At 45.6% G+C, this 22692-nt stretch carries 19 protein-coding genes and 2 pseudogenes; 20 read left to right on the forward strand and 1 reads right to left on the reverse strand.

The genetic code is table 11. The features are described from left to right. Positions 1 to 23 precede the first annotated feature (23 nt). A complete protein-coding gene (locus AC58UU_RS02945) occupies positions 24 to 167 on the forward strand; it encodes a hypothetical protein (protein WP_497312801.1) in 144 nt (47 codons plus the stop codon). Between the two features lie 284 nt (positions 168 to 451). Here the strand turns inward: AC58UU_RS02945 and AC58UU_RS02950 are convergent. Next, positions 452 to 730, reverse strand: a pseudogene (locus AC58UU_RS02950) (DDE-type integrase/transposase/recombinase); the annotation flags it as partial. 38 nt (positions 731 to 768) lie between these two features. Between AC58UU_RS02950 and AC58UU_RS02955 the strand changes: the two are divergent. The 19 genes and pseudogenes from AC58UU_RS02955 to AC58UU_RS03045 all read left to right on the forward strand — a co-directional run bounded on the left by AC58UU_RS02955 (position 769) and on the right by AC58UU_RS03045 (position 22551). Continuing rightward, positions 769 to 903 (forward strand): hypothetical protein, encoded by a 135-nt coding sequence (locus tag AC58UU_RS02955; protein WP_497312802.1) that lies wholly within the window; start codon positions 769 to 771, stop codon positions 901 to 903. A 664-nt stretch (positions 904 to 1567) separates the two neighbouring features. Continuing rightward, complete coding sequence (locus AC58UU_RS02960) at positions 1568 to 2491, forward strand: ABC transporter permease subunit (protein WP_497312804.1); 924 nt, start codon at positions 1568 to 1570, stop codon at positions 2489 to 2491. Beyond that, positions 2488 to 3456 (forward strand): carbohydrate ABC transporter permease, encoded by a 969-nt coding sequence (locus AC58UU_RS02965; protein ID WP_497312806.1) that lies wholly within the window; start codon positions 2488 to 2490, stop codon positions 3454 to 3456. The genes AC58UU_RS02960 and AC58UU_RS02965 overlap by 4 nt, the downstream gene beginning before the upstream one ends. Before the next feature lie 42 nt (positions 3457 to 3498). After that, complete coding sequence (locus tag AC58UU_RS02970) at positions 3499 to 5298, forward strand: type 2 periplasmic-binding domain-containing protein (protein WP_497312807.1); 1800 nt, start codon at positions 3499 to 3501, stop codon at positions 5296 to 5298. Between the two features lie 150 nt (positions 5299 to 5448). After that, the gene (locus AC58UU_RS02975; RefSeq protein ID WP_497312809.1) at positions 5449 to 6999 is read left to right on the forward strand and encodes a carboxylesterase/lipase family protein; all 1551 of its coding nucleotides are present in this window, start codon (positions 5449 to 5451) and stop codon (positions 6997 to 6999) included. 17 nt (positions 7000 to 7016) lie between these two features. Continuing rightward, positions 7017 to 7406, forward strand: a complete 390-nt coding sequence (locus AC58UU_RS02980; RefSeq protein WP_497312810.1) for a hypothetical protein — start codon at positions 7017 to 7019, stop codon at positions 7404 to 7406. Next, on the forward strand, positions 7375 to 7569 hold the full coding sequence (locus AC58UU_RS02985; RefSeq protein WP_497312812.1) for a hypothetical protein: 195 nt from the start codon (positions 7375 to 7377) through the stop codon (positions 7567 to 7569). The genes AC58UU_RS02980 and AC58UU_RS02985 overlap by 32 nt, the downstream gene beginning before the upstream one ends. Positions 7570 to 7726: 157 nt before the next feature. Beyond that, positions 7727 to 8524 (forward strand): helix-turn-helix transcriptional regulator, encoded by a 798-nt coding sequence (locus AC58UU_RS02990; RefSeq protein ID WP_497312814.1) that lies wholly within the window; start codon positions 7727 to 7729, stop codon positions 8522 to 8524. A 280-nt stretch (positions 8525 to 8804) separates the two neighbouring features. Then, positions 8805 to 9146 (forward strand): annotated as a pseudogene (locus AC58UU_RS02995) (beta-xylosidase family glycoside hydrolase); the annotation flags it as partial. A 31-nt stretch (positions 9147 to 9177) separates the two neighbouring features. After that, positions 9178 to 11502: a glycoside hydrolase family 95 protein gene (locus AC58UU_RS03000; protein WP_497312816.1), complete on the forward strand. Its 2325-nt coding sequence runs from the start codon at positions 9178 to 9180 to the stop codon at positions 11500 to 11502. Positions 11503 to 11638: 136 nt separating this feature from the next. Then, positions 11639 to 11767 (forward strand): hypothetical protein, encoded by a 129-nt coding sequence (locus AC58UU_RS03005; protein WP_497312818.1) that lies wholly within the window; start codon positions 11639 to 11641, stop codon positions 11765 to 11767. A gap of 219 nt (positions 11768 to 11986) precedes the next feature. Continuing rightward, complete coding sequence (locus AC58UU_RS03010; RefSeq protein WP_497312820.1) at positions 11987 to 12250, forward strand: hypothetical protein; 264 nt, start codon at positions 11987 to 11989, stop codon at positions 12248 to 12250. 334 nt (positions 12251 to 12584) lie between these two features. Beyond that, the gene (locus AC58UU_RS03015; RefSeq protein WP_497312822.1) at positions 12585 to 14261 is read left to right on the forward strand and encodes an ABC transporter substrate-binding protein; all 1677 of its coding nucleotides are present in this window, start codon (positions 12585 to 12587) and stop codon (positions 14259 to 14261) included. Between the two features lie 72 nt (positions 14262 to 14333). Further along, positions 14334 to 15308 carry an ABC transporter permease gene (locus AC58UU_RS03020; protein WP_497312824.1) on the forward strand — a complete coding sequence of 325 codons (975 nt, stop codon included), beginning with the start codon at positions 14334 to 14336 and terminating at the stop codon, positions 15306 to 15308. Between the two features lie 13 nt (positions 15309 to 15321). Further along, positions 15322 to 16233: a carbohydrate ABC transporter permease gene (locus AC58UU_RS03025; RefSeq protein ID WP_497312826.1), complete on the forward strand. Its 912-nt coding sequence runs from the start codon at positions 15322 to 15324 to the stop codon at positions 16231 to 16233. A gap of 126 nt (positions 16234 to 16359) precedes the next feature. Continuing rightward, entirely contained in the window at positions 16360 to 17877 is a 1518-nt protein-coding gene (locus AC58UU_RS03030) for a response regulator transcription factor (protein WP_497312828.1), read from the forward strand. Positions 17878 to 17902: 25 nt separating this feature from the next. Beyond that, positions 17903 to 19726: a sensor histidine kinase gene (locus AC58UU_RS03035; protein ID WP_497312830.1), complete on the forward strand. Its 1824-nt coding sequence runs from the start codon at positions 17903 to 17905 to the stop codon at positions 19724 to 19726. After that, the gene (locus AC58UU_RS03040; RefSeq protein ID WP_497312832.1) at positions 19719 to 21224 is read left to right on the forward strand and encodes a response regulator transcription factor; all 1506 of its coding nucleotides are present in this window, start codon (positions 19719 to 19721) and stop codon (positions 21222 to 21224) included. The genes AC58UU_RS03035 and AC58UU_RS03040 overlap by 8 nt, the downstream gene beginning before the upstream one ends. Before the next feature lie 334 nt (positions 21225 to 21558). Further along, a complete protein-coding gene (locus tag AC58UU_RS03045; protein ID WP_497312834.1) occupies positions 21559 to 22551 on the forward strand; it encodes an endo-1,4-beta-xylanase in 993 nt (330 codons plus the stop codon). Positions 22552 to 22692: the final 141 nt, after the last annotated feature.

Below are 22692 nucleotides of genomic sequence, written 5' to 3' on the forward strand. Positions count from 1 at the left end.
GGATCCGCGAATCGGGTGCCCACATGTGCCGGTCAACGGGAGATATACAAGACAACTGGGAGTCGATTAAAGACCTGGCGAAATCGCAGCTGGTCGGCTGCAGAAACATGGAGTACAAAACACGTAATCGGGTCCGACCGTTTTTTGACCATAACGTGCTTCGATGATTTTTCTCCGTTTTACTCTGTTAAATATCATTTCAAATACACCTCTTTTTCATGACTGACCATGGTATTCTATGATTCTGCCGAAACAGGGTGCACCTATTTTGTCGGACGGCAAGAATTTGACCCTATTGTGGACGCGAGAACTTGACCCTTTTGTAGGGGAAGAAGAGCGGGAACTACGCTAACGGGAGATTAGCTAAGAAGAATAGATTATTTCATCCTTACTTACAAATTAATAATAAAAAAAGGTGAGGATTGTAGTAATGGGACCTGTACAAGGTGTGCAAATTTAGAGCAGTACAGACAAGCTCCGTTTTCATACGACTATAAATCGCCCAACCTACAAGTTTTCGGCCATGTAAATCCAGCACGCCGGCAAGATAGAGCCAGCCTTCTGCAGTCGCTATGTAGGTAATGTCACTCAACCATTTCTCATTGGGTTTACTCGTTGTAAAGTTCTGGTTCACGATGTTATCAGCGACAGGCAGATTGTGGTGGCTTGAATTTGTTGTTGCTTTATATTTCTTTACCACTTTCGAGCGGATCCCGTTTGCTCGTATTAAAAGAAAAAAATGCGGACTTGATTACAGATATTAGGGCTATGGCCAATTCACGCTATGAAGGGGATAAATTCATTATTGTTGGAGTAAAGGATCGACCAGAAGGAAAAGAAATAAAGGGAATATTCGAGATCAGCAAGTCGAACGGATTACTAAACATCCTGTTTTTGGTCTAAACGAATTTGTCCGTGCTGATTTTAAATTAGCCATGTCTCCAAATTCGGAAGTGGTTAGACATCTGATGGTTGGGTTTAGTCCATCTCAGTCATTTAGACTTAATATTTACGAATATGGGTTGTGCGATGAGGAATATGGCTTTTAGTTAGTACGATTGGATGCTCGGGAGAAGCAATACACCTCAATAATGCATCAAGGTACTGTATTTGCTGATGGCGATTTTCTGTGGAAGGTACAAGAACAAAAAGGGACACAACTCCAATCCTTTCTAGAATCCCGGAGTTCCTATGTTAGAAATCTGGGCTTTTTTCACGTATTAAACCATATGTGGCTTTCTTCAGCTATAGCTTGTGGTTGCTTGTATATGGATATTTGTTCTTTTCTCCACTGTTCATAGATGCCATCATTGTGATTCACCGAGCTATATGAGAATAGATCAATAATCGATGAGAATAGGTCATTGTTTTGAAAAAAATGATATCTTATAATAACTTTAATGAAACCGAATGAAAACGCTATCAACACAAGGTGCGTCCTCAAATTCATCGATGACCTTTTGCGCTGGAGTAGAGTGAAATTGCCATTTCGGCACTCCATATTTTTTTTGGATATCGTTATGTGTCAATAAATACGTTGAATATACCATTAAAAAGGGAGCGTTACATGGTGCAAATACAAAAAAACAGCATGACAAGCAGTTCAATAAGAAAATTTCTCTATATACTTCCTTTTATGATTTTACTTGGTATCTTTGCATATTACCCGCTATATGGTTGGGTTTATGCATTCTTTGACTACACGCCGCCAATTCCGCTGTCCCAATCGCCGTTTGTTGGTCTGAAGTGGTTTCATACCTTGGTCGAAAACCAAGTAAAGATCGATCAAACCCTTCAAATACTTAAGAACACGTTTGGGATGAGTGGCTTGAATCTGCTATTCTCCTGGCTTCCAATGATTTTCGCCATATTCCTAACTGAGATCAAATCCGTACGTTTCCGGAGGTTTATACAGACGGTAACAACCTTGCCGAACTTCATCAGTTGGGTATTGGTCTACTCATTGGCATTTTCAATGTTCTCTAGTGAAGGTATAGTCAACGGACTTTTGAAACAACTTGGATTTATCGATTCCCCTATATTACTTCTTCAAAACTCCGACCATGTTTGGATTATGATGTGGATTTGGACGACCTGGAAAACATTGGGCTGGTCAGCCATATTGTATATAGCTGCGATTATGGGGATAGATAATTCTCTATACGAAGCGGCTTATGTAGATGGCGCGACAAGAATGCGCGTAATCTGGCATGTCGTATTGCCGAGTATGGTGCCGACCTATTTTGTTTTGTTGATGCTGCAAATTGCGAGTTTTCTGAATAATGGCTTGGAGCAATATTTCGTATTTCAAAATGCATTTAACAAGGATTCCATACAGGTTTTAGACTTATATGTTTACAACCTTGCAATGGGGGGCGGCAGCTATTCAGTGTCCGTCGCGATCAGTATGCTAAAGAGTTTGATTAGTGTTGTGCTTCTCTTTTCTGTGAACGGACTATCAAAAAGATTAAGGGGAGAGAGTATTGTATGAGTGATACAGCAGCAGGGCTGGCGCCGAATGATAAAGTGCCCGGCAGCCATCTCACCAGAAAAATGAAAGTCCAAGTTAGCCTAACAGACAAAATGAGTACTGTATTAATATATGGGCTGTTTTCCCTGTATGCGCTTATATGTGTATATCCCTTTTACTCCATCATTATTAATACCATAAGCGCAAACGATATCAGTGCCAAAGGTGATGTTATCTTTTACCCGATAAATATCCAATTTCATAACTACGTGGATGCGTTTAAAATACCGGGTTTGTGGGATGCAGCCATTGTATCTGTAGGAAGGACCGTGATTGGAACCGCTTTGACGGTAGGGGCTTCCGCCTTCCTGGGATTCATGTTTACCCAGGAGGATATGTGGAGGCGAAAATTATGGTATCGCTATACGGTTTTAACCATGTTTTTTAATGCCGGGGTTATTCCGTGGTATTTGACAATGAGGTCTTTGCATCTGACAAACAATTTTTTGGCCTATATTCTGCCGACAATCGTAGCTCCGTTTTTCATCATTCTTGTAAAGACTTTCGTGGAATCAACGCCGAAGGAATTGCAACATGCGGCAAGTATCGACGGGGCCGGGACCATGACCCTTTTTTTCAAAATCATGTTGCCCATCTGTAAGCCCATATTGGCAACAGTTGCCATATTTGCTGCAGTGGATCAGTGGAACTCCTTCCAGGACACGTTGTTGTTGGTCACGGAGAGCAAGCTTTATAGCTTACAGTTTATTCTATATAACTATATTAATCAGGCAAGTTCCATATCCAGCATGGTAAACCTGCAGAATGCCGGTTCGACAGCGATCGCAAGTCTGGCAACAAAGCAAACCACTACGTCAATTCGAATGACGGTGACCATCATTGTTGTAGCGCCTATTTTGCTGGTTTATCCGATTTTCCAAAGGTTTTTTGTTAAGGGGATTATGATCGGTGCAGTGAAAGGATAACTTGCACCGGTTTAATAAATTGAAAGAATATGGGGGTTGAGTATGAGTAAATCTAGTAAAGCAGTAAAAAAACCGATGTTGTTATTGTTTGCTAGCCTCTTCATGGTTTCGGTAGCATTGACCGGCTGTGGAGACGAATCTAACAATAAGGCTGCATCAACGGAACCAAGTAAGTCACCAGACTCCGGTACTGAAGCTACATCCAAGGCTAGTACAGCAATAGATCACAGTAAACCGTTGACCATTACCGTTTTTGACAATGCAGCAAATTATCAAGGCGAGCAGAAAGGGTGGTATGGAAAGCTTATTAAGGATAAGTTCAATATCACATTGAACATTCTTGCTCCGCAGGTTGCCGGCGATCAGCTATACAAGACAAGATCGGCAGCAGGAAATTTGGGCGATCTCCTGATCGTCAATAACAATCAGTTGGAAGAATTAATTCCAGCCGGTCTGATTATGGATCTCACGGGTAAGATCAAAAATACCCAGAACCTGTCCAAATATGTGGACAATCATTTCAAACCTTTCAATGCAGCATTCCAAAAAGTAAATCCGGATGGCAAGATTTATGCTTTGCCGACTTTTGAGGCAGATACTTCACCAACGACATACTCGGAGCAAATCCCTTACTCAAGCCCAATAATGCCTTGGGATTATTTCAAGGGAGTTGGGGCTCCCAAGCTGAACAATCTGGATGATCTTTTGAATGTGCTGAAACTTATGCATGAGAAATATCCGAAGACGCCGGATGGTAAACCGATAGCTCCGATCACCTTGTGGAAGGATTGGGACAGCAGAGGCACTATGGAAAATGCACGTTGGTTGAGCAATTGGTACGGTTATGAGCAGCCAGAAGGTACCACGACCATCCAGTTGAATGCAAAAGGCGACATCGTTCCACTCATCGATGACAACAGTATGTATAAGAAAATTCTGCAATTTTATTTTAAAGCAAATCAGATGGGTTTGGTTGACCCTGACTCACCAACCCAGGATTGGAACAAAGTATCGGAAAAGCTGACTAACAAGCAGGTACTCCTCTTGTGGTACTCATGGGAAACAGGGTTCTACAATACGATTGAAAGAGGTAAAAAGGGTGACGGGAATGTTGCTATTCCGATCGCTGACACGCACATCATTCAGGCAAGCGATGCCTATTACGGCAATGGAAGAGTATTTGCTATCGGTTCCAAAGCCAATGATCCCGATCGGATCATGGAATTCATGGATTGGCTGGCTTCTCCTGAAGGCCTGCGCTACTATGTGAATGGATTTGAAGGCTTCAACTACGAAAAGACGGCAGACGGTAAATTTAAGCTGACCGAGGTGGGTCAAACCGCATTCCAGAAAAATACACCTGTTCCAGATGAGTACGGAGGCGGCGGATACCAGGACGGACAAAGCAAACTGAACACGATGATCATAAGCGATTTTGCCAAAGATCCAAAGACAGGGGAGTTCTATAACAGCAATTACTGGGCCGCAACAATTGAAGCGAACAAGACAGCGCTAACGACGGATTGGCAGAACACCTATAATGCAGAAAACGCAACAGATTACTACATGAAACATAAGATGATCGATATCGTCCCCAATATCAATACAAGTTTAGGAAGCGATTCATCAGATATTAAAAACAAACGCAGCCAGATTTCTGACTATGTAAAGAACACGTCCTGGAAAATAGTATTTGCAAAGAATCAAGCAGAGTTCGACAAGCTTTGGGAAATGATGAAGAAAGATGTGATAGGCCTAGGTTGGAATGATGTCTTTGCCTCGGATACGGAAAAAGCGCAAAAGATTGTTAAAATGCGTGCCGATGCACTAGCTAAAAAGTAAATTTTAATGAATGAGGGATATGTATGTTCTTATATATCCCTTATTCATTTTCTAATTCTAGGCGAATACACCATCCTTCGTTGATATTCCTCAGTTCTGGCAAAGGCACTTTCGTCGAAATAGTTCGCCTGATGAAAGGAGAAATCAAGCATGCTTAGAGTCGTTAACGTAGAAAACGGATTAGTGCAAGGGCAATCAGCAGCTGATCCCCGCATCACGAGCTTCAAAGGGATTCCATTTGCGGCTCCGCCCATAGGAGAGAACCGCTGGCGTGCTCCCCAGCCCGTCAATGATTGGGAGGGCGTGCTCAAAGCATACGAATTCGCGCCGGTCTCGATGCAGGTCAGACAAGAAATCGACGACAACAATATTTATACCCGGGAATGGGCCGTGGAACCAGACATCGCCATGGACGAGGACTGTCTCTACCTTAACGTTTGGACCCCAGCTAACCGTACCGATGAAAAGCTGCCGGTGTACGTATGGTATTTCGGAGGAGGTCTGCAGGTCGGTCGTACGGCCGAGATGGAGTTCGACGGGGAACGCATCGCCCGAAGAGGCATCGTCGTAGTCACGATCAACTATCGTCTGAACGTGTTCGGATTTCTATGCCACCCTGAAATCACGGCGGAATCGCCGGAAGCTCCCACGAACTTCGGCCACCTTGACCAACAAGCTGCTTCAAGATGGGTCAAACGCAATATCGCTGCTTTCGGCGGTGATCCGGACAACATCACCATCGGCGGACAATCTGCCGGCGGCGGCAGCGTCATGAGCCAGCTCACTTCACCACAGAACAACGGCCTCTTTCAGAGAGCGATCGTGCAGAGCGGGGTATTCACGGAGCTCTACCCGGGAGCCCGCACGCCCAGGTTTCTGCGCGATATAAGGGAAGCCGAACAGGAAGGCGTTCAATTCTTCGAATTTCTCGGCATTTCCTCGCTTGTGGAAGCGCGGAAGCTTGATGCGGTTTCTCTCCGAGACAAGATGCTGGAATACAATGCGTTCTGGGGCACCGTCGTCGACAATAAGTTCAGTGTTGGCAACGCGTTCGAATTGTTCCTTCAAAACAAGCGCTTGCAGGTACCGGTGATGTTCGGCCATACGTCATCCGAGTTTTTCAGCGCTCCGGAGGCCGGTTCGCTGGACGAAATCAAGAACTTGGCCGTCGACCTATTCGGCGATGATGCCAATGAATTTCTTGAAATTTGCGGATTTTCGTCAGGCAACTTCGATGAGGTCTTGAAAAAAGCTTCGGTAAGTGGCATCGAATACGCAATAAGGATTGCCGGGCAGGCCAATGCGGATACCGGCGCCAATCTCCCGCTGTACTATTACAATTTCGATGCGGAAATCCCAGGTTGGGATAACCCTGGTACGTTCCACTCGGTGGATCTCTGGTTCTTCTTCGAGACCCTCGCCAAATGCTGGAGGCCGTTCGTCGGCAAACATTACGATCTTGCCCGCCAAATGTGCAATTACTGGGCGAACTTCATTCGTTGTGGAGATCCGAACGGCAAAGATTCTACGGGAGAGGACTTGCCGTGGTGGGAGCCCTATACGCCAAAGGCACCGTACGGCATGCGATTCGTGGATCAAGCCGAGTTTTCCAGAGAACAACCCAGCGATATGATGCAGCTCCTCGTGAGACAATATTTCAAGAGAATATCCGTTGAATTCGTATGCGGAAGGTTAGATTGACAAGGGGAGGAAGTTCCATGAAACTGGAATTCGGCAACTATATCCTGATCTCCAAAGAGGGTGGCATTGAGGTTCAAAAAAACGGCAAACTTCTCTATTTCAACAAGCGGCCGATGTTCGTGACGGTAAAGACCGCCTTTGCCGTCAACGAGTTTTACGACCAAGCTTACGCCGACATCACCGCTTCCGGTGATAAAATCGTGGCTGAAGGTACGTTAACCGTGCCGACAGGCTCGGGATTTTCCTTCACTGACGTATATGAAGCTGCCGACGCAGGGTTCAAGGTAAGCAGGAATGTCAAGGTGCTGAAAGCGGGAGACGACCTTGGTTTTTCAACCAAGGTCTCTTTGACGATTGCGGAATCGGATGACGTCCATGACTATCACTGCTTCGGACGCTCACGATGATGGTGTTCATTTTGATGACATCGAACAACCAGAGCGTAGGCTGCAGGGAGGAGATTTAGCCATGCAAGAGTTGAAAGAGAAACAGGTTATCATTCATGATGGTGACTTAAAGCGCAGGGAATATGCAAACCTCGCCTGTTCTTATCGAGTGCTATCACCATAATCAGCTGCGCCTTTACCATTTCGATGAACATCTAGTTTTCGATCTAGACAAGAGTGCCAAACGAGCCGTCGTTCCTTTGCTTCGTTGACTGTCTTCATACAGTAATATATGCTATTAAATAATTGATGTATTGTCATTTTTTTGATACTGGAGGATCATGATGACCAACATTTTCTATGTTGAGTATGATGCCGCTCACGCAAGCAATTTTGTGTTCGATATCCCTGAGGGCCATAACTGTTGGCTGCTCGTCGTGACCCATACACCTGCCCTGTTCTGGGTCAATGAAGAATTGAAGGAGTACCCAGCACACAGTGGAGTTTTATACCATCCCCATCAAAAAATTTATTACCGGGCCTGCGCGGAACAATATAAGAACGACTGGATTCGTTTCGAATCTAACGAATCGTACGTAACGGAAACATCGCTTCCATTCGGAGTGCCATTTTCATTGAATGACCCTGAATACTGCCACAAAATATTCCAACTCCTCGTCAGCGAACACTCTTTTCAAAAAGATTATAAAGAATCATCCATTGACTGCTTACTGAGAACCCTGTTTAACAAGCTGCTGGAATCTTACTTTCAAGAAGTAATTACGCCCAAATACTACAACTTGTTATCGCTTCGGACCGCCATTTACAGTAATCCTAGCCAGGACTGGGCGGTTCCGAGAATGGCCGACTCTATCCGCATCAGTCCTGGGTATTTGCAGACAATTTACAAGAAGACTTTCGGGATTTCTTGTATGGATGACGTGATTACAAGCCGCATCCGCCAAGCCAAGGAATATTTGTTGCACGGCTCTCTATCCATCGCGGAGGTCGCTTTACGCTGCGGGTATAACAACGTGGAGCACTTCTGCCGTCAATTCAAGCAGATTACGGGCTTTACACCAAGAAAGTTTCACAAGCAGATGGAAGGCGCGTCTGTTGAGAGGGCCGCCAAACCGTAACTTACACAACAAAACAGGAGACTCTTCGTCAAACGTCCTACGTGGTTGCATGAACCATTGAATCCCGAAACGGTGATCCCCTGGACGAAGTCAGCATAAAGTTCTGATCGCTGTTTAAGTTTATCAATGAAGACTTGAAGTTGTTCCAATTAATCGTAGTGGACATGACGGCAACAGTCATCAGACGGGCTTGATGGCGGGCAAGAGAATATTATAGTAACAAAAATGTTCTGACAGGTCTCTTTCTGAGATGCAAGGTTCATGACTATTAAACGGTTCAGCTGTCACGCTCAACGATACGGACAGCCCAGCTTTCGTGGGACGCCATCAACATTTCACTTGTTCGGTGAAGACGGTTCTCGACTTTATGCCGGTTACGGATGGCGAAGAAGCCGGGATTTCCGTGTTTATGAATGAACGTCATCATTATGCCTTGGGCATGCGGAAACACGTCAGGGTCGAAATGAATTATTTCTTCGCAAGCAAGTGGGATCCATCCATGATGAAACTTCCTCCATCGCTAGGACCTCTGCATGTGTGCGGCTTCGAATCGAAGCCTCCACAACATATCGTACCTGCGGCATTTGATTGGTTCGAATACAAGCCTGCTGATTATAAATAGAATACGATTGTAAAGTGAGGGAGCAATCATCATGAGTGAAGCACGTTTAGAGTACAAAGAAAGACTATTTTTTCGCTCCGCAGCCAAGCATTGGGACGAAGCTTTTCCGATTGGCAATGGACGGCTGGGAGCTATGATTTTCGGAGGGCCATGCTCCGAACGATTGCAGCTTAATGAAGATTCCTTATGGTATGGAGGGCCGAGGGATCGGCATAACCCGGATGCTTTGGCACATCTTCCGGAAATTCGCCGCCTCATTTTTGAAGGAAAGCTCAAAGAAGCCGAGTCCCTCGCTTCGCTTGCCTTAACTGCGATCCCTGAAACCCAGCGTCATTATGTGCCGCTCGGCGATCTGTTTCTTCATTTCCAAACATTAGACGATAATCAAGTCATCGATTATGAACGGGAGCTCGATTTATCAGAAGCAGTGGTCAGTATTTCCTTTAAGGCGGGTAAGGTTCATTATCGTCGCAAGATCTTTGCGAGCTATCCGGACGGCGCGATTGTGATTCGATTGACGGCTGATACGCCGGGCCAAATTTCCTTTACGGCAAGAATGGGAAGGGAAAGGTTCCGATACGTTGACCGTATCCGCACAGAAGAAGGTAATTCGATCATGATGAGCGGCAATAGTGGCGGAGGTGTTAACTATTGCGGTGTGTTGATGTGCAAACCAGAGGGAGGCCAAATGCGTACGATTGGGGAGCACTTGGTCGTGACCAATGCCGATGCTGTCACATTGGTCATTTCCGCCGCCACGGATTTTCGAGAGTCCGACCCTGAATCCGCAGCGTTTGCGAATGCCAAGTGTGCTGCATCACGGGCGTATACCGATTTATTAACGGCCCACAATGAGGATTATTGTAAACTGTTTGAGCGGACATCGTTAAGGCTTGATGCTGCATTCAATGCTGTGGAACAAGACACCTCCAAACGATTGGAACGGATGAAAGCTGGAACTGAAGACCCCGGACTTCTAGCTTTATATTTTCAATATGGCCGTTATCTGCTTATTGCTTCAAGCAGACCAGGATCTTTACCTGCGAATTTGCAAGGGATTTGGAATAAGGATATGTTGCCGGCCTGGGACAGCAAATTTACCATTAACATTAATGCGCAAATGAACTATTGGCCGGCTGAGATCTGCAATTTACCCGAATGCCATGAGCCTCTTTTTGAATTGATCGAACGGATGATTCCAAACGGTCGCCGAACCGCTCAAGTCATGTATGGGTGTGGTGGCAGTTCTGCCCATCACAATACTGATATTTGGGCGGATACCGCACCGCAGGATCTTTATCTACCCTCGACATATTGGCCCCTTGGTCTAGCATGGTTATGTCTGCATCTTTGGGAACATTATCAATTCGAGCGGAATGAGGCTTTTCTGAAACGTGCTTACCCGATGATGAAAGAAGCGGCTGCTTTTCTTGTTGGTTATATGGTCGAACTTCCTAGTGGAGAGCTTGTCACTTGCCCCTCTGTCTCACCTGAAAACACATATAGATTGCCGAATGGGGAAACGGGCGTGCTTTGCTATGGGCCATCCATGGATACCCAGATTGCTCGTGAATTGTTTCTCGCATGTCTAGCGGCAGGTGAACAGTTAGAGACGGATATGGACTTCTTGACAACGCTTAAACTTACAATGGATAAGCTGCCACAGCCTCAGATTGGGCGTCATGGACAAATACAGGAGTGGATTGAAGATTATGAGGAAGTGGAGCCAGGACATCGTCATATCTCACACTTGTTCGCCTTGCACCCGGGAACACAGATCACCCCAGAGAAGACACCAAGCCTAAGTGCTGCTGCTCGCCGGACACTTGAGAGACGACTTGCAAACGGAGGCGGACATACAGGCTGGAGTCGCGCCTGGATTGTGAATTTTTGGGCTCGGCTTGGAGATGCGGAAGAAGCATACAAAAATGTAACTGCCCTATTGACGCACTCCACATTGCCCAACCTGCTCGATAACCATCCACCATTTCAAATAGACGGCAATTTTGGCGGGACTGCGGGTATCGCGGAAATGCTGCTACAAAGCCATGCTGACGCCATTCATTTGTTACCAGCTCTCCCTAAAGCTTGGTCCAATGGTGAAGTAACGGGGCTTCGCGCCCGCGGTGCGGTAACGGTAGATATGGCATGGAAGGATGGTCAATTACAGCATGCTGTACTGAAGCCAGATTATAAAGGGGTGTATCGTATTCGTTGCAATCTGCCCATCCAATTATGGATTGAAGGGGAGATTTACGAGCCAACGCAACTCGACGCATCAAATTATTCGTTTGAGACGGAGGCAGGGACTGCGGTTCATGTACTTGCTAAGCCCGAATCCAAGCCCGCGAATTGAGATTTCGGTATTATCGTTTAACCAATACTCCTTAGAATAGAGGTGTTCGGAGTGTTTGCCAATTTTAAAATGAATGAAGTAAGGTTGACCGAGGACATTTCGTAGGAAAACCAAGGCGGATGAGATCGTCGATATCATGGTGAGGTGTGCCAAGCCAAACGGTTATCTGGGCGCATTCGAAGAAGAAACGCTCAATACGTTCAATATTGCACAAGGTGAAGAACATCGGAAAGCCGTATGCGGGAAAACCGCTCGTGCTATTTGATGAGGGGGGACAGGGGGACCTGTCCTCCACTCTTCAAACAGCGATAGTCTAGGACTTTATTTTCTCGTCCATGGCTGTCGCTGTTTCTTTTATTGGAGTCAGTCTAAATCTTATTTTATAGAAGGCTACCGATTTTGTAATTCTAAAACCCGCGTGGGATCAGCAACCCCCTGGGGTGACCTTGTTGCAAGCAAAGGATGCAACTGGTGGTTATTTGGCATGCAGGATGAGCCAGCCAAAGGGATGAAAGGTACGATAGAAGATTGGCTCGGAATGAATGATCCAAAAGTTTTTATTGATTATGTGTGTCTAGAATGTGGGTGCATAGACCAGGTTCCTGATTTCATTGTGTATGAATGTACATGGGGAGATGAGGACGGTGAGGAACCGAAGTTCTTTTGCCCAGAATGTAATGGAACGGGTAAGAAAGGAAAAGCCAAGGGTTGGATGAATCGTCGGCTAGAAGTGTTTATTCACCCGTAGGGTAATTTTGTTCTTGCCAATAACTTCGTCGATGCTGTAGGGAAATGCTCAATCATTGCCTTTGTTGACGAATGATTTAAATAGGCTCAAAATGGTGGGAGGCCGATCCTTGTAGGTGCAGACGGACAACCTTGCTTGAAGTAAACAGCCAGTAGATGGGTTGACTTATTTAGTCGAACATTAGATTTACATGACTGTAATTCGTAGGGGTAAGACCTATATTTTGTGAATTGTAAGCGTATTCTTGAGAGGTATAATAAATAGTGTAAGTAAATAAGTGTTTGGCCTATAGGATCATGCATCTTCATGGAGACAATAAGGGAGGACTAGAAAAATGGTTAAGAAAATAAAACGACCTGCTTTAGCTGCAATGGTACCCGTTCTGGCTCTAGGATTAACGCTGACAGGCTGCAGCGACTCGAAGGATGCGGCAAGCAGCACCGCTTCACCTAACGGTAGTCAGACAAGTCCGGCAGCAACGAAAACCGACGCGGTCAAGCCAGTTACATTATCTGTGTTCATTGGTGGACCTGGTCAACAGCCGACTCCTGACAACAAGATCTACAAGATGATAAAAGATAAAACTGGCGTTAGCCTAAAAATGGAGTTTCTGGTCGGTGACCTGCAGCAGAAGATGGGCGTTATGATTGCCGGCGGTGATTATGCGGATATTATGTCTGGGGATGATAAACTAATTGCGGCCGGTGCTTTTATTCCCCTCGAGGACCTGATTGACAAGTACGCACCGAATCTGAAGAAGCACTATGCCTCCGTGTTGAATCAGGCCAAGGATCCTGCAAGCGGTCACCTTTATGTTCTGCCAGCTTACGGCGTGTTCAGTGGTCAAGTTAACGATACTTCGTATGAAGGACCAGGCTTTTACCTGCAAAAGGATGTCCTGAAGGAAATGGGTTATCCAACTCCTAAAACGTTGGACGATTATTTCGATATCATTGCGAAATACAAAGCGAAACATCCAGATATGATCGGGTTCGAGACGTTGAGCTTCGACTGGAGAAACTTCCCGCTGCTTAATCCGCCTGAGCATTTAGCTGGTCACCCAAATGACGGTGGTGTTATCGTCGAAAACGGGAAAGCGCAAATTTTTGCGGACAAGGATATTGCCAAGACCTATTACAAGAAGCTGAATGAGATCAATGCGCAAGGTTTGATGGATAGAGAGGCACTGGTACAGAACTACGATCAGTACTTAGCTAAAATTGCCAGTGGCCGCGTCATTGGGATGTTCGACCAGCACTGGAACTTTGGCGATGGAGAAAATTCTTTGAAATCACAAGGTAAATTCGGCAGCACATACGTAGGGTTCCCGCTCTTATATCCAGGTGCCAAAGAGTACTATCGTGACCGTCCAGTTTTGAACATCAACCGCGGATTCGGGATTTCGACGAAAGCCAAGGATCCGGTTCAAATCATCAAATTCCTTGACTCACTAATGACCGAAGATTGGCAGAAGACACTCCAATGGGGTATTCAAGGCGAGGATTATGAGGTAAAGGATGGCAAGTTCTACCGTACGCCTGAACAGCGCGCGAAAGCAGACGATAATACATGGAAGCTAGCGAATAAAGCGGATGGGTTCTTTGGTGGCCTGCCTAAGATGCAAGGGACGTATAGTGACGGAAATGCAACAGATCCGGGATCACAGCCACAGGAATTCTTTGACAGCTTAAAGCCGCAGGATCAGGAAGTGCTGAAAGCATACAACCATAAGACATGGGCAGAGTTCTTCAAATCACCTGTAGAAAATCCCGTATACTACCCAGCGTGGAGCATTGATTTGGTGGATGGTTCACCAGCCAAAGTGGCCAATACGAAGCTGAATGACCTTGCCATAAAATATTTGCCGAAAGCTATTATGGCCAAACCGGATGACTTTGAAGGTGTATGGAAGGAATATGTGGAACAGATTTCCAAAAGCAATTTCAAAGCCTACGAAGATCGTATTAATGAACAAATTAACTGGCGTATTCAGAATTGGGGCAGCAAATAAGAAAATAGAACATGTAGTAGAGTGGGGGAGATTCAGGGTCTTCTCCGCTTTACTTCCTAGGAGGGAATGTCGATGGCCGAGACCATACTGTCCAAAAGACCAACGAAAAAGCAAAAAATTGATCCGGAAATCGGCGTCGGTTTAAGTTGGAAGACGCTCAAAAATCAGAAGCAGTTAATGCTGATGTCGTTTCCCATCGTGATTTATATTCTGATTTTCAATTATGTACCGATTTGGGGCTGGTTGATGGCGTTCCAGAATTATCGTCCGGCTTTGAAATTTTCCAAACAGCAGTGGGTGGGGTTGAAGCAGTTTAAATTTCTCTTTCAAGATGATACGTTCTTGACCGTGCTTCGCAACACGCTTGCCATGAGTATGATCAATTTGGTTCTTAGCTTTGCAACAGCCATTATTTTAGCTCTTTTACTGAATGAAATTAAAGTTCGTTTCTGGAAACGGTCCATCCAAACGATTTCTTATCTGCCTCATTTTCTGTCATGGATCATTGCTGCGGGTATTGTAGCGACTTCGCTATCCGTCGACGATGGTATCATTAATCAGTTGTTGATGAAGCTGCACCTCATTAATGAACCTGTGATGTGGCTTAGTCAGGGCAAATATTTTTGGGGGATTGTGGGCTTGTCTAATGTGTGGAAAGAGGTGGGATGGAATACCATCATTTACCTTGCAGCTATCACCTCGATCGATCCGTCGCTGTATGAGTCTGCTGGGATCGACGGTGCAAACCGTTACCAGAAGATCCTTTACGTCACACTGCCTGGGATCAAGTCGACATTTATCATTCTATTAATCATGAACATCGGACATATTCTGGATGCAGGCTTTGAAATTCAGTACCTGCTCGGCAATGGATTGGTCGTCGACTGGTCGCAAACGATTGATATTTTCGTTCTAAAGTACGGGATTGCTCAAGGCAACTATTCGCTGGCCACTGCGGCAGGTATTTTCAAAACAGTTGTAAGCATAATCCTTATTCTAATTGCAAATTCTACCGCCAAGCGCCTTGGTGAAGAGCGGTTGATATAAAGGAGAGATGACGATGGGAACAACGACTGCACGCAGAATTCGGATGGAGCCGATTCTGTTCCATACGATTAACGGCATCTTCATGCTCGTTCTTGCTATAGTAACCTTATATCCGTTCCTCCATACACTAACGATTTCATTCAATGAGGGCAATGATGCGCTTCGGGGAGGCATCTATATATGGCCACGTTCATGGTCATTGCAAAATTATAAGGCGATTTTCCTTTCCGGTACGATTTACCATGCGGCGTGGATTTCAGTCGCTCGTACGATTACAATGACGGTGATAGGTGTATTCCTTACCACCATGTTAGCGTATACACTAGCACAGCCTCACTATATCTTTCGTAAAATCATCGGTTTAATTTTTGTGTTGACGATGTATTTTAATGCAGGACTTATTCCTAACTACTTTCTGATCAAAAGCCTGGGACTTCTGAATAACTTCTGGGTGTATGTGCTCCCAGGAATGGTGAATGCGTTTAATCTCATTGTCATTCGGACGTATATTCGAACGCTTCCATCAGGCTTGGTTGAGTCTGCGAAAATGGACGGAGCCGGTGATTTCACCATATTTATACGCATCATATTCCCGCTATGTACGCCTGTACTAGCGACCATCGCCTTGTTTATTGCAGTTGGCTCTTGGAATTCCTGGTTCGATACGTTCCTATATGCTTCGTCTGATTTGAAGCTGAGTACACTTCAGTACGAAATGATGAAGCTGCTTGGATCAACGATGAGCAGCAACAACGATCCCGGTCTGATGGCAGGGGCAAACACAAATCAAACGAAGGCCATGGTTACGCCTGCTTCCATACGTTCGGCGATCACGATTGTGGCGGCGGTTCCGATTCTATTCGTATATCCTTTTCTGCAAAAGTATTTTATCGTCGGCATGAACCTTGGAAGCGTCAAAGAGTAGGAAGGAATAAACTATGAGGATAATCATTTCCCGTTTCAGCTCGGAGCTGGGGCGGTTTTTGCTTTATTTAGGCCGATCCTTTCCTTTATAATAGACATATCTACTCCCTGAAATGAGGTGTTTCCCATGTTAAGGGTCATGTTTGCCGATGACGAGCCCTATATGCTAGAGGGATTGCGGTCAATGATTGATTGGAATAAGCTAGGCTTTGAAATATGCGGGGAAGCGCCGGATGGCGAAGACGCATTGGCCATGATGGCGTCGACCCTGCCTCATTTGGTGCTGACGGATGTTCGAATGCCTGTCATAGATGGTTTGGAATTGATTGAACAAGCTTCCTGCCTGTATCCTGAAATGAAATTTATTATTTTGAGCGGATACGCGGATTTCGAATATGCCAAAAGAGCTATGCGACATGGTGTGGCCAATTATTTGATGAAGCCTTTAATTGAAGATGAGCTTATAGCTGCGGTGGAAGCGGTCGCGAATACGATCCAGGAGCGTGAAGCTCACAGCCAGTACGAAAGCGCTGCCTTGGATTGCTTACGATTGGAAACGATTTCAAGGTTATTGCAGGGAGAAATCAGGCAGAAATGGATTGAGCAAGCGAATGCTTTGTTAGATCTTCATGAATATTCAAGCTTCCGCTGCATCTTACTTGAACCTGACTTTCAGGCTCATGTCCAATCGGACCTGATACAGGTTATTGTGGATAGGATCAAGCTTCCTCAAGCGACTTTACTTCCATTTGGGGTAGGCAAAGAACGACATGGATTCTTGCTGGTCTCGGGGCCAGAGGAGCGCGATCTTTCTCCCGCAATGATTACAGAGCTAATTGCCAGTGTACGAAATAATTGGGGCAGAGCGCTCTCGTTTTCAGTAAGCGGCGAACACAAGGGACCGCATGCGTTAAAAGAAGCATTCCGTGAGGGACTTTTGGCCGAAATGTGCAAGTTCCCTTCTGGAACGGAAGGGATTTACATCTATCAAGGAGAGTGGTCAGCGGAGACGCTGCCTGCCTTTGTTGGAATGACGGAATCCATCCTAGCTGCCGTCGGGAGTGGGTGTCCAGAAACGGTGCGAACCCACGTGCACCACCTATTCATCGCTCTTTCGAGGCAGTCCGTCTCCGGATCTTGGGTGAGCGCTTATTTAGGCAACATTAAGCTTGAAATTCTTAAGGTTGTTACCCAATCCGGAGGTGAGCATGTGTTAGCGCCGAATTGGTTTGCATCATACGTGCCAACAGATCTTGGCCTCTTGGAACGCAAGGTCATGCAGGAATTCCTGCAAGCTGCAGAGTGGATTGGCCAGAAGAAAGGCATAGGGCAAGATGCGGTCATATCCGCAGCGGAAGACTACGTCAAATCGCATTACAGCGAAAAACTGCAACTCCAGCATGTCGCAGAGCATTTTCGGCTGAATCCGGCCTACTTTGGCCAGAGGTTCAAGAAACAAGTTGGCCTCACCTTCAATGAATATTTACATGTCGTACGAATTGACGAGGCTAAAAAATTACTTCGTCGTGAAGAACTGAAAATATCCGATGTCGCTGATCGTGTCGGCTACTCAGATTCTGAACAGTTCGTAACCAAGTTCAAGGCACTTACCGGCCTGTTACCCTCTGCCTACAAAAAGGGATGACCTACAACTGACAAGGAGATCGCATATGAGCCGGAGATGGAAGCTGTTAAGTATAGTTAATGATATTCCGCTGAAATTCAAGTTTCTGATCATTTACTTGATGTGTGTGCTGCTTCCCATTTTGTGTATAAACGGTTTATTTTACATGCAGGATAGCAAAAACACGGAACGTAGAGAGATAGATAACTTGCGAATTTCCCTGAATCGGGTCGGAAGTGAAATCATGCAGATGGTGAACGAAGGTGTCGTGATTGGCAACGCCGTAGCCGCTGACCGTGTCTTTAATGAAATGCTTGAGTATACGTACTCTGATAGTGTCGCCTATTACGAAGAATACGATCGTTACCTCCGAGATAAATTGGGTCAGTATCCGAATATTTACCCATATATATCTTGGATTGGCGTGTATACCTCTAACCCAACACTATCCAATGGTGGAAGTTACTTTGTGCTTAAGCCCAGTGATCTGCAGAGTAAATGGTACCAGAAGATGAACGAAAAGAAAGATAAGGTGACAGTGACCGCTTATTTGGATACGAATCCCATGAATCCCGAGGAGAAATTGGTATATGTCAGCATTAGTCGGAAGCTGGACAATTTCCCTGACCTTATGGCATTCTCCAAATATCTGCGCATCGATATTCGGATGGATAAGCTGCTGGAGCTGTTTGATAAAGAACACGATTACTTGCAAATCAAGCTCGTGGATGAGGAAAATCAGCTTGTTTTGGAATCAGCAGGTACATTTAAAGGTGTTGACCCTCTGTTGCAGATCCTGCCTGTATCTAGCGATAATCAGCTGGCAGGCTTACCTGGGAATAGCTTCGTCAGTCCTCTCAGTACCGCCAGTTACATGCTTAACTGGCGGCTGATCGGGATTCCGGAGGGAAGTCGAATCGCGGAGGAGAGGAAAGGGGTTATCCACTTTTTTATATGGCTGACACTCATCTCTACGATTATTCCGACGATATTGATTTATATCATTATGCATTCCTTTAATTTCCGGGTAAGAAAGCTCTCCAAACATATGCAATTGGTGAAAAACGAGAGGTTTGAACCCATCACGATGTATGAAGGGAAAGATGAGATCGGCAATCTTCTTCGCAGCTTTAATCTGATGACAGGGAAAATACGCAATTTAATCAATGACGTATACAAACTCGAAATTCAAAAAAAAGATTTGGAGCTCGAACGCGTGCAGGCAGAGCTGAAATATTTGCAAAGTCAGGTAGATCCTCATTTCCTGTTCAATACGTTAAACGCGATTCTCGTCGTCTGTAAGAAATATCGCTATGAGCATGTGACGGAAATCATACAAAACTTGTCCCAAATTCTGAGAAGGCTGCTAAGCTGGAAAGAGGACTTGGTAACTGTAGAAGAAGAGTTAAGCTTTACCGAAATGTACCTCCAGATCGAGAAATTCCGATTCCAAGATCGGTTTCACTATGAATTGTCCGTTGACGAATCTGTTCTCGCGTATCGGATCCCAAAGATGAGTATTCAATCGCTCGTAGAGAACTCTTGCAAACATGGTCTTCAATCGGTTAAAGGGAATCGCAGGATTCGAATATCTGTAGAGAGAGCAGGAATGAACTTGCTCATGAAGGTCGAAGATAACGGAATCGGTATGAACAGTGCGAAGCTGGATGAGATTGTTCAGAGTCTATTTAAGGGAGAAGACAACGGCAAGAACATCGGACTTCGCAACGTGTACCGCCGCTTAAATCTGTTTTACGCAGAACGTTCTCTCTTCCATATTGAAAGTATCCCCTTCGAAAAGACAAGTGTTACGATTCAAATCCCTTTGAGTCTCATCAAGAACCAGGAGGAGGCTATTGGACATGTATAAAGTTATTTTTGCTGATGACGAGCCTTTTGCCTTGGAAGGGATAAGGCTCATGATGGAGTGGGAAGAGCTTGGCTTTGAAATTGTGGGAATGTGCGAGAATGGCGAAGAAGCATTGGCCTGTATTGAAGCCTGCAAGCCCGATCTCGTGGTAACAGATATTCGGATGCCGGTGATTGACGGTTTAGAATTGATTGAAAGGGTGCAAAAAGCAGGCAGTGATCCGGTATTCATTATTTTAAGCGGGTACAACGATTTCGAATACGCTCGATCTGCCCTAAGGTACGGGGTTAAGCATTATTTGCTTAAACCAGCTTTAGATAGGGAATGGGATGCTATCATTCAACTTGTTATTCAGGAGCTGCAGCACCGAGAACAGCAAAAGGTACGAAATGACCTTGTTGCTAATCGTCTTGTACCGACTATGCTTGCTCAGATAATTAGGGGAGAAATTTCGGCAACGGACGAGACCGTAGGTGAGATACTGAATCCTTTGGTAATAGGAGATCAGGGATGGAGGTATATCCATTTCGAATGGTTGAGCGGCACAGAGCAGGAACTGGATGCGAGGTACTTACAGTCGCAGAAAGTTTATCCCATTGACTTATTTGGGAATCAGGAGGGGCTTGTCATGCCGTCTGTCCCTGATATCAAGGAGTGGGCTCAACATGTATATGAAGATCTTCGTCAGCGCGGTATCGAATGCTGTCTTTCGATAGGACCACACGTGGACTCCCTCCGACATATTGCAGATTCGTATACAGGTGCTCTAGAGGCATCCGTGCATCATTTCTTTCATGTATCAGGGGGTCCACTCGATTACGAAACGATTCATCTCACGCAAATTAGCTATGACCTCCATGCGGTTTCTATCGTAGACGACATTCACATTGCGATCGAGGCGCTTCAGGTGAAACGGATTGGCGAGCTGATTAAACAAATGTTTGTGATGCTGTCTGCTAACAAAACGGCTCGGGAAGTCGTCCATTTGTTGGTCATCCGCATTGTTCTGAAGAGCGCTGCCGTCATGCGGGAGATGGGCATCGATTCAGAGGCACTGCCTCGTGTTCGCGATTTTTTGAGAAGGGAGCATCGTTCCTTAAAAGAAGTGGAGGAATCCCTGCAGGTATATATGCAGCAGTATTTGAGCCAGTTGAAGCAGCATAAAGACAAATTCTCGGGCCATCCCCTTCGGGTTATTGAGCGTTATATCCAAGAACATTATCGGGAAACGCTAACGATTAAAGATATCGGAGAACGGTTCTTTATGAACCCGGTTTACTTAGGCCAAGCGTTCATGAAGAGGTGCGGCGTAGGCATAATTGAGTATATTCATGACCTGCGCATTCATGAGGCGAAGCGAAAGTTGTATGAATCGGATGAAACGATTCGCGTGATCGCGGAGCAGATCGGATACGCTAACTATCATCATTTCCTCAAAGAGTTTGAAAAACGTGTGTCCGACAAGCCCGCCGTGTATAGACAATTAAGCAAAGCCTAAAAGAACAGGGAGTGAATCCTATAGTCTGTACCGCTTCTACGAAGGACGTGTATTTCTTTTCTAAGAGATACACGTCTATTTGCGTAGATAAGAAAGTATAAGTTTTATACTTTTGCTTCGCATCTACCTTGACAAACGCGCTCGTCCTAGAAGGACGACGGAGTCGTTTATCCTTGTATGAGTGTGACTGGAAACATTGCATCCAATTTTTAATGCTTTTTAAGAATAGGGGGGAGAGACCTTTAATCTGTGAATGGTAAGTGTATTCAGATTCTATATCATATAACATAGATGGCCTGTTTAAACAGGATATGATGAGGAGGCTTGCCAATCCATGAACAACAAGGTACCGAATTTGCACGATGCTTTTAACGGAATATTCAGAATCGGGGCCGCCGTTAGCACGAAGACCATCCGATCCGAGGGGGATTTCATCGCCCGGCATTATAACAGCATTACCGCGGAGAACCAGATGAAGTTCGAGGAGATCCATCCTGAGGAAGATCGGTATACGTTTGAGGCGGCGGATGAAATAATGGATTTTGCTTTGCAGAACAGGATTGCCGTCCGGGGGCATACGATGGTCTGGCATAATCAAACCTCCGATTGGGTGTTTGAAAGCCCTTCCGGCGGTCCAGCCAGCAGAGAACTGGTTCTCTTACGGATGCAGGAGCATATCCGTACGGTAGCCAGTCGTTACAAGGGGAGGGTTTATGCGTGGGACGTGGTCAATGAGGCGATCGAAGATAAGGCGGAACTGGTGATGCGAAGTACCAAATGGCTGGAGATTCTCGGTGAGGATTATATCCGCCATGCCTTCGAGGCAGCACATGAAGCCGATCCGAATGCGCTTCTGTTCTATAACGACTACAACGAAACAGAGCCGGTCAAGCGGGATAAGATTTATAATCTCGTCCGTTCCTTGAAGGAGAAGGGGGTTCCGATCCACGGAATCGGCATGCAGGGACATTGGAACATCCATGGTCCTTCCCTGGATGAAATCCGGCAAGCGATCGAGCTTTACGCATCCCTCGATCTGGAGCTTCACATCACTGAGTTGGATCTTTCCATGTTCCACTTTGACGATAGACGGACCGATCTGACGGTGCCCACCGAGCAAATGTTGGAGCTGCAGCAGCAGCGGTACGAGGAAATCTTCGGGCTTTTTAAGGAATATCGGGATGTCATTACGTCGGTAACGTTCTGGGGAGCGGCTGACAACTATACCTGGTTGGACAACTTCCCAGTTCGTGGCCGAAAGAATTGGCCGTTTCTGTTCGATGGGGAGTTTCAGCCTAAACAAGCATTCTGGCGTGTAATCGGATAAGCAATTTTGGATCTGGAGCGTCATCGCCGCTCCGGGGGCCAAGGCCAGGGCTATGAGCTTGTGACGGTCAGCCGGCTGTTGGAATTAAGCAAGGCGGAGCAGTAAGTCATCGACAAAGGGGGCGTCCCGTAGGTCAATTTA

The organism is Paenibacillus sp. JT22N1 (assembly GCF_059692155.1).

Excerpts from the sequence above, each read along its gene's own strand:
- AC58UU_RS02975 (WP_497312809.1), top strand. The coding sequence starts at position 5,449 with ATGCTTAGAGTCGTTAACGTAGAAAACGGATTAGTGCAAGGGCAATCA.
- AC58UU_RS02945 (WP_497312801.1), top strand. The coding sequence starts at position 24 with ATGTGCCGGTCAACGGGAGATATACAAGACAACTGGGAGTCGATTAAA.
- AC58UU_RS03015 (WP_497312822.1), top strand. The coding sequence starts at position 12,585 with ATGGTTAAGAAAATAAAACGACCTGCTTTAGCTGCAATGGTACCCGTT.
- AC58UU_RS03025 (WP_497312826.1), top strand. The coding sequence starts at position 15,322 with ATGGGAACAACGACTGCACGCAGAATTCGGATGGAGCCGATTCTGTTC.
- AC58UU_RS03040 (WP_497312832.1), top strand. The coding sequence starts at position 19,719 with ATGTATAAAGTTATTTTTGCTGATGACGAGCCTTTTGCCTTGGAAGGG.
- AC58UU_RS03035 (WP_497312830.1), top strand. The coding sequence starts at position 17,903 with ATGAGCCGGAGATGGAAGCTGTTAAGTATAGTTAATGATATTCCGCTG.
- AC58UU_RS02965 (WP_497312806.1), top strand. The coding sequence starts at position 2,488 with ATGAGTGATACAGCAGCAGGGCTGGCGCCGAATGATAAAGTGCCCGGC.
- AC58UU_RS03000 (WP_497312816.1), top strand. The coding sequence starts at position 9,178 with ATGAGTGAAGCACGTTTAGAGTACAAAGAAAGACTATTTTTTCGCTCC.
- AC58UU_RS03020 (WP_497312824.1), top strand. The coding sequence starts at position 14,334 with ATGGCCGAGACCATACTGTCCAAAAGACCAACGAAAAAGCAAAAAATT.
- AC58UU_RS03045 (WP_497312834.1), top strand. The coding sequence starts at position 21,559 with ATGAACAACAAGGTACCGAATTTGCACGATGCTTTTAACGGAATATTC.
- AC58UU_RS02970 (WP_497312807.1), top strand. The coding sequence starts at position 3,499 with ATGAGTAAATCTAGTAAAGCAGTAAAAAAACCGATGTTGTTATTGTTT.
- AC58UU_RS02960 (WP_497312804.1), top strand. The coding sequence starts at position 1,568 with ATGGTGCAAATACAAAAAAACAGCATGACAAGCAGTTCAATAAGAAAA.
- AC58UU_RS02990 (WP_497312814.1), top strand. The coding sequence starts at position 7,727 with ATGATGACCAACATTTTCTATGTTGAGTATGATGCCGCTCACGCAAGC.
- AC58UU_RS03010 (WP_497312820.1), top strand. The coding sequence starts at position 11,987 with ATGCAGGATGAGCCAGCCAAAGGGATGAAAGGTACGATAGAAGATTGG.
- AC58UU_RS02955 (WP_497312802.1), top strand. The coding sequence starts at position 769 with ATGGCCAATTCACGCTATGAAGGGGATAAATTCATTATTGTTGGAGTA.
- AC58UU_RS03030 (WP_497312828.1), top strand. The coding sequence starts at position 16,360 with ATGTTAAGGGTCATGTTTGCCGATGACGAGCCCTATATGCTAGAGGGA.
- AC58UU_RS03005 (WP_497312818.1), top strand. The coding sequence starts at position 11,639 with ATGGTGAGGTGTGCCAAGCCAAACGGTTATCTGGGCGCATTCGAAGAA.
- AC58UU_RS02985 (WP_497312812.1), top strand. The coding sequence starts at position 7,375 with ATGACTATCACTGCTTCGGACGCTCACGATGATGGTGTTCATTTTGAT.
- AC58UU_RS02980 (WP_497312810.1), top strand. The coding sequence starts at position 7,017 with ATGAAACTGGAATTCGGCAACTATATCCTGATCTCCAAAGAGGGTGGC.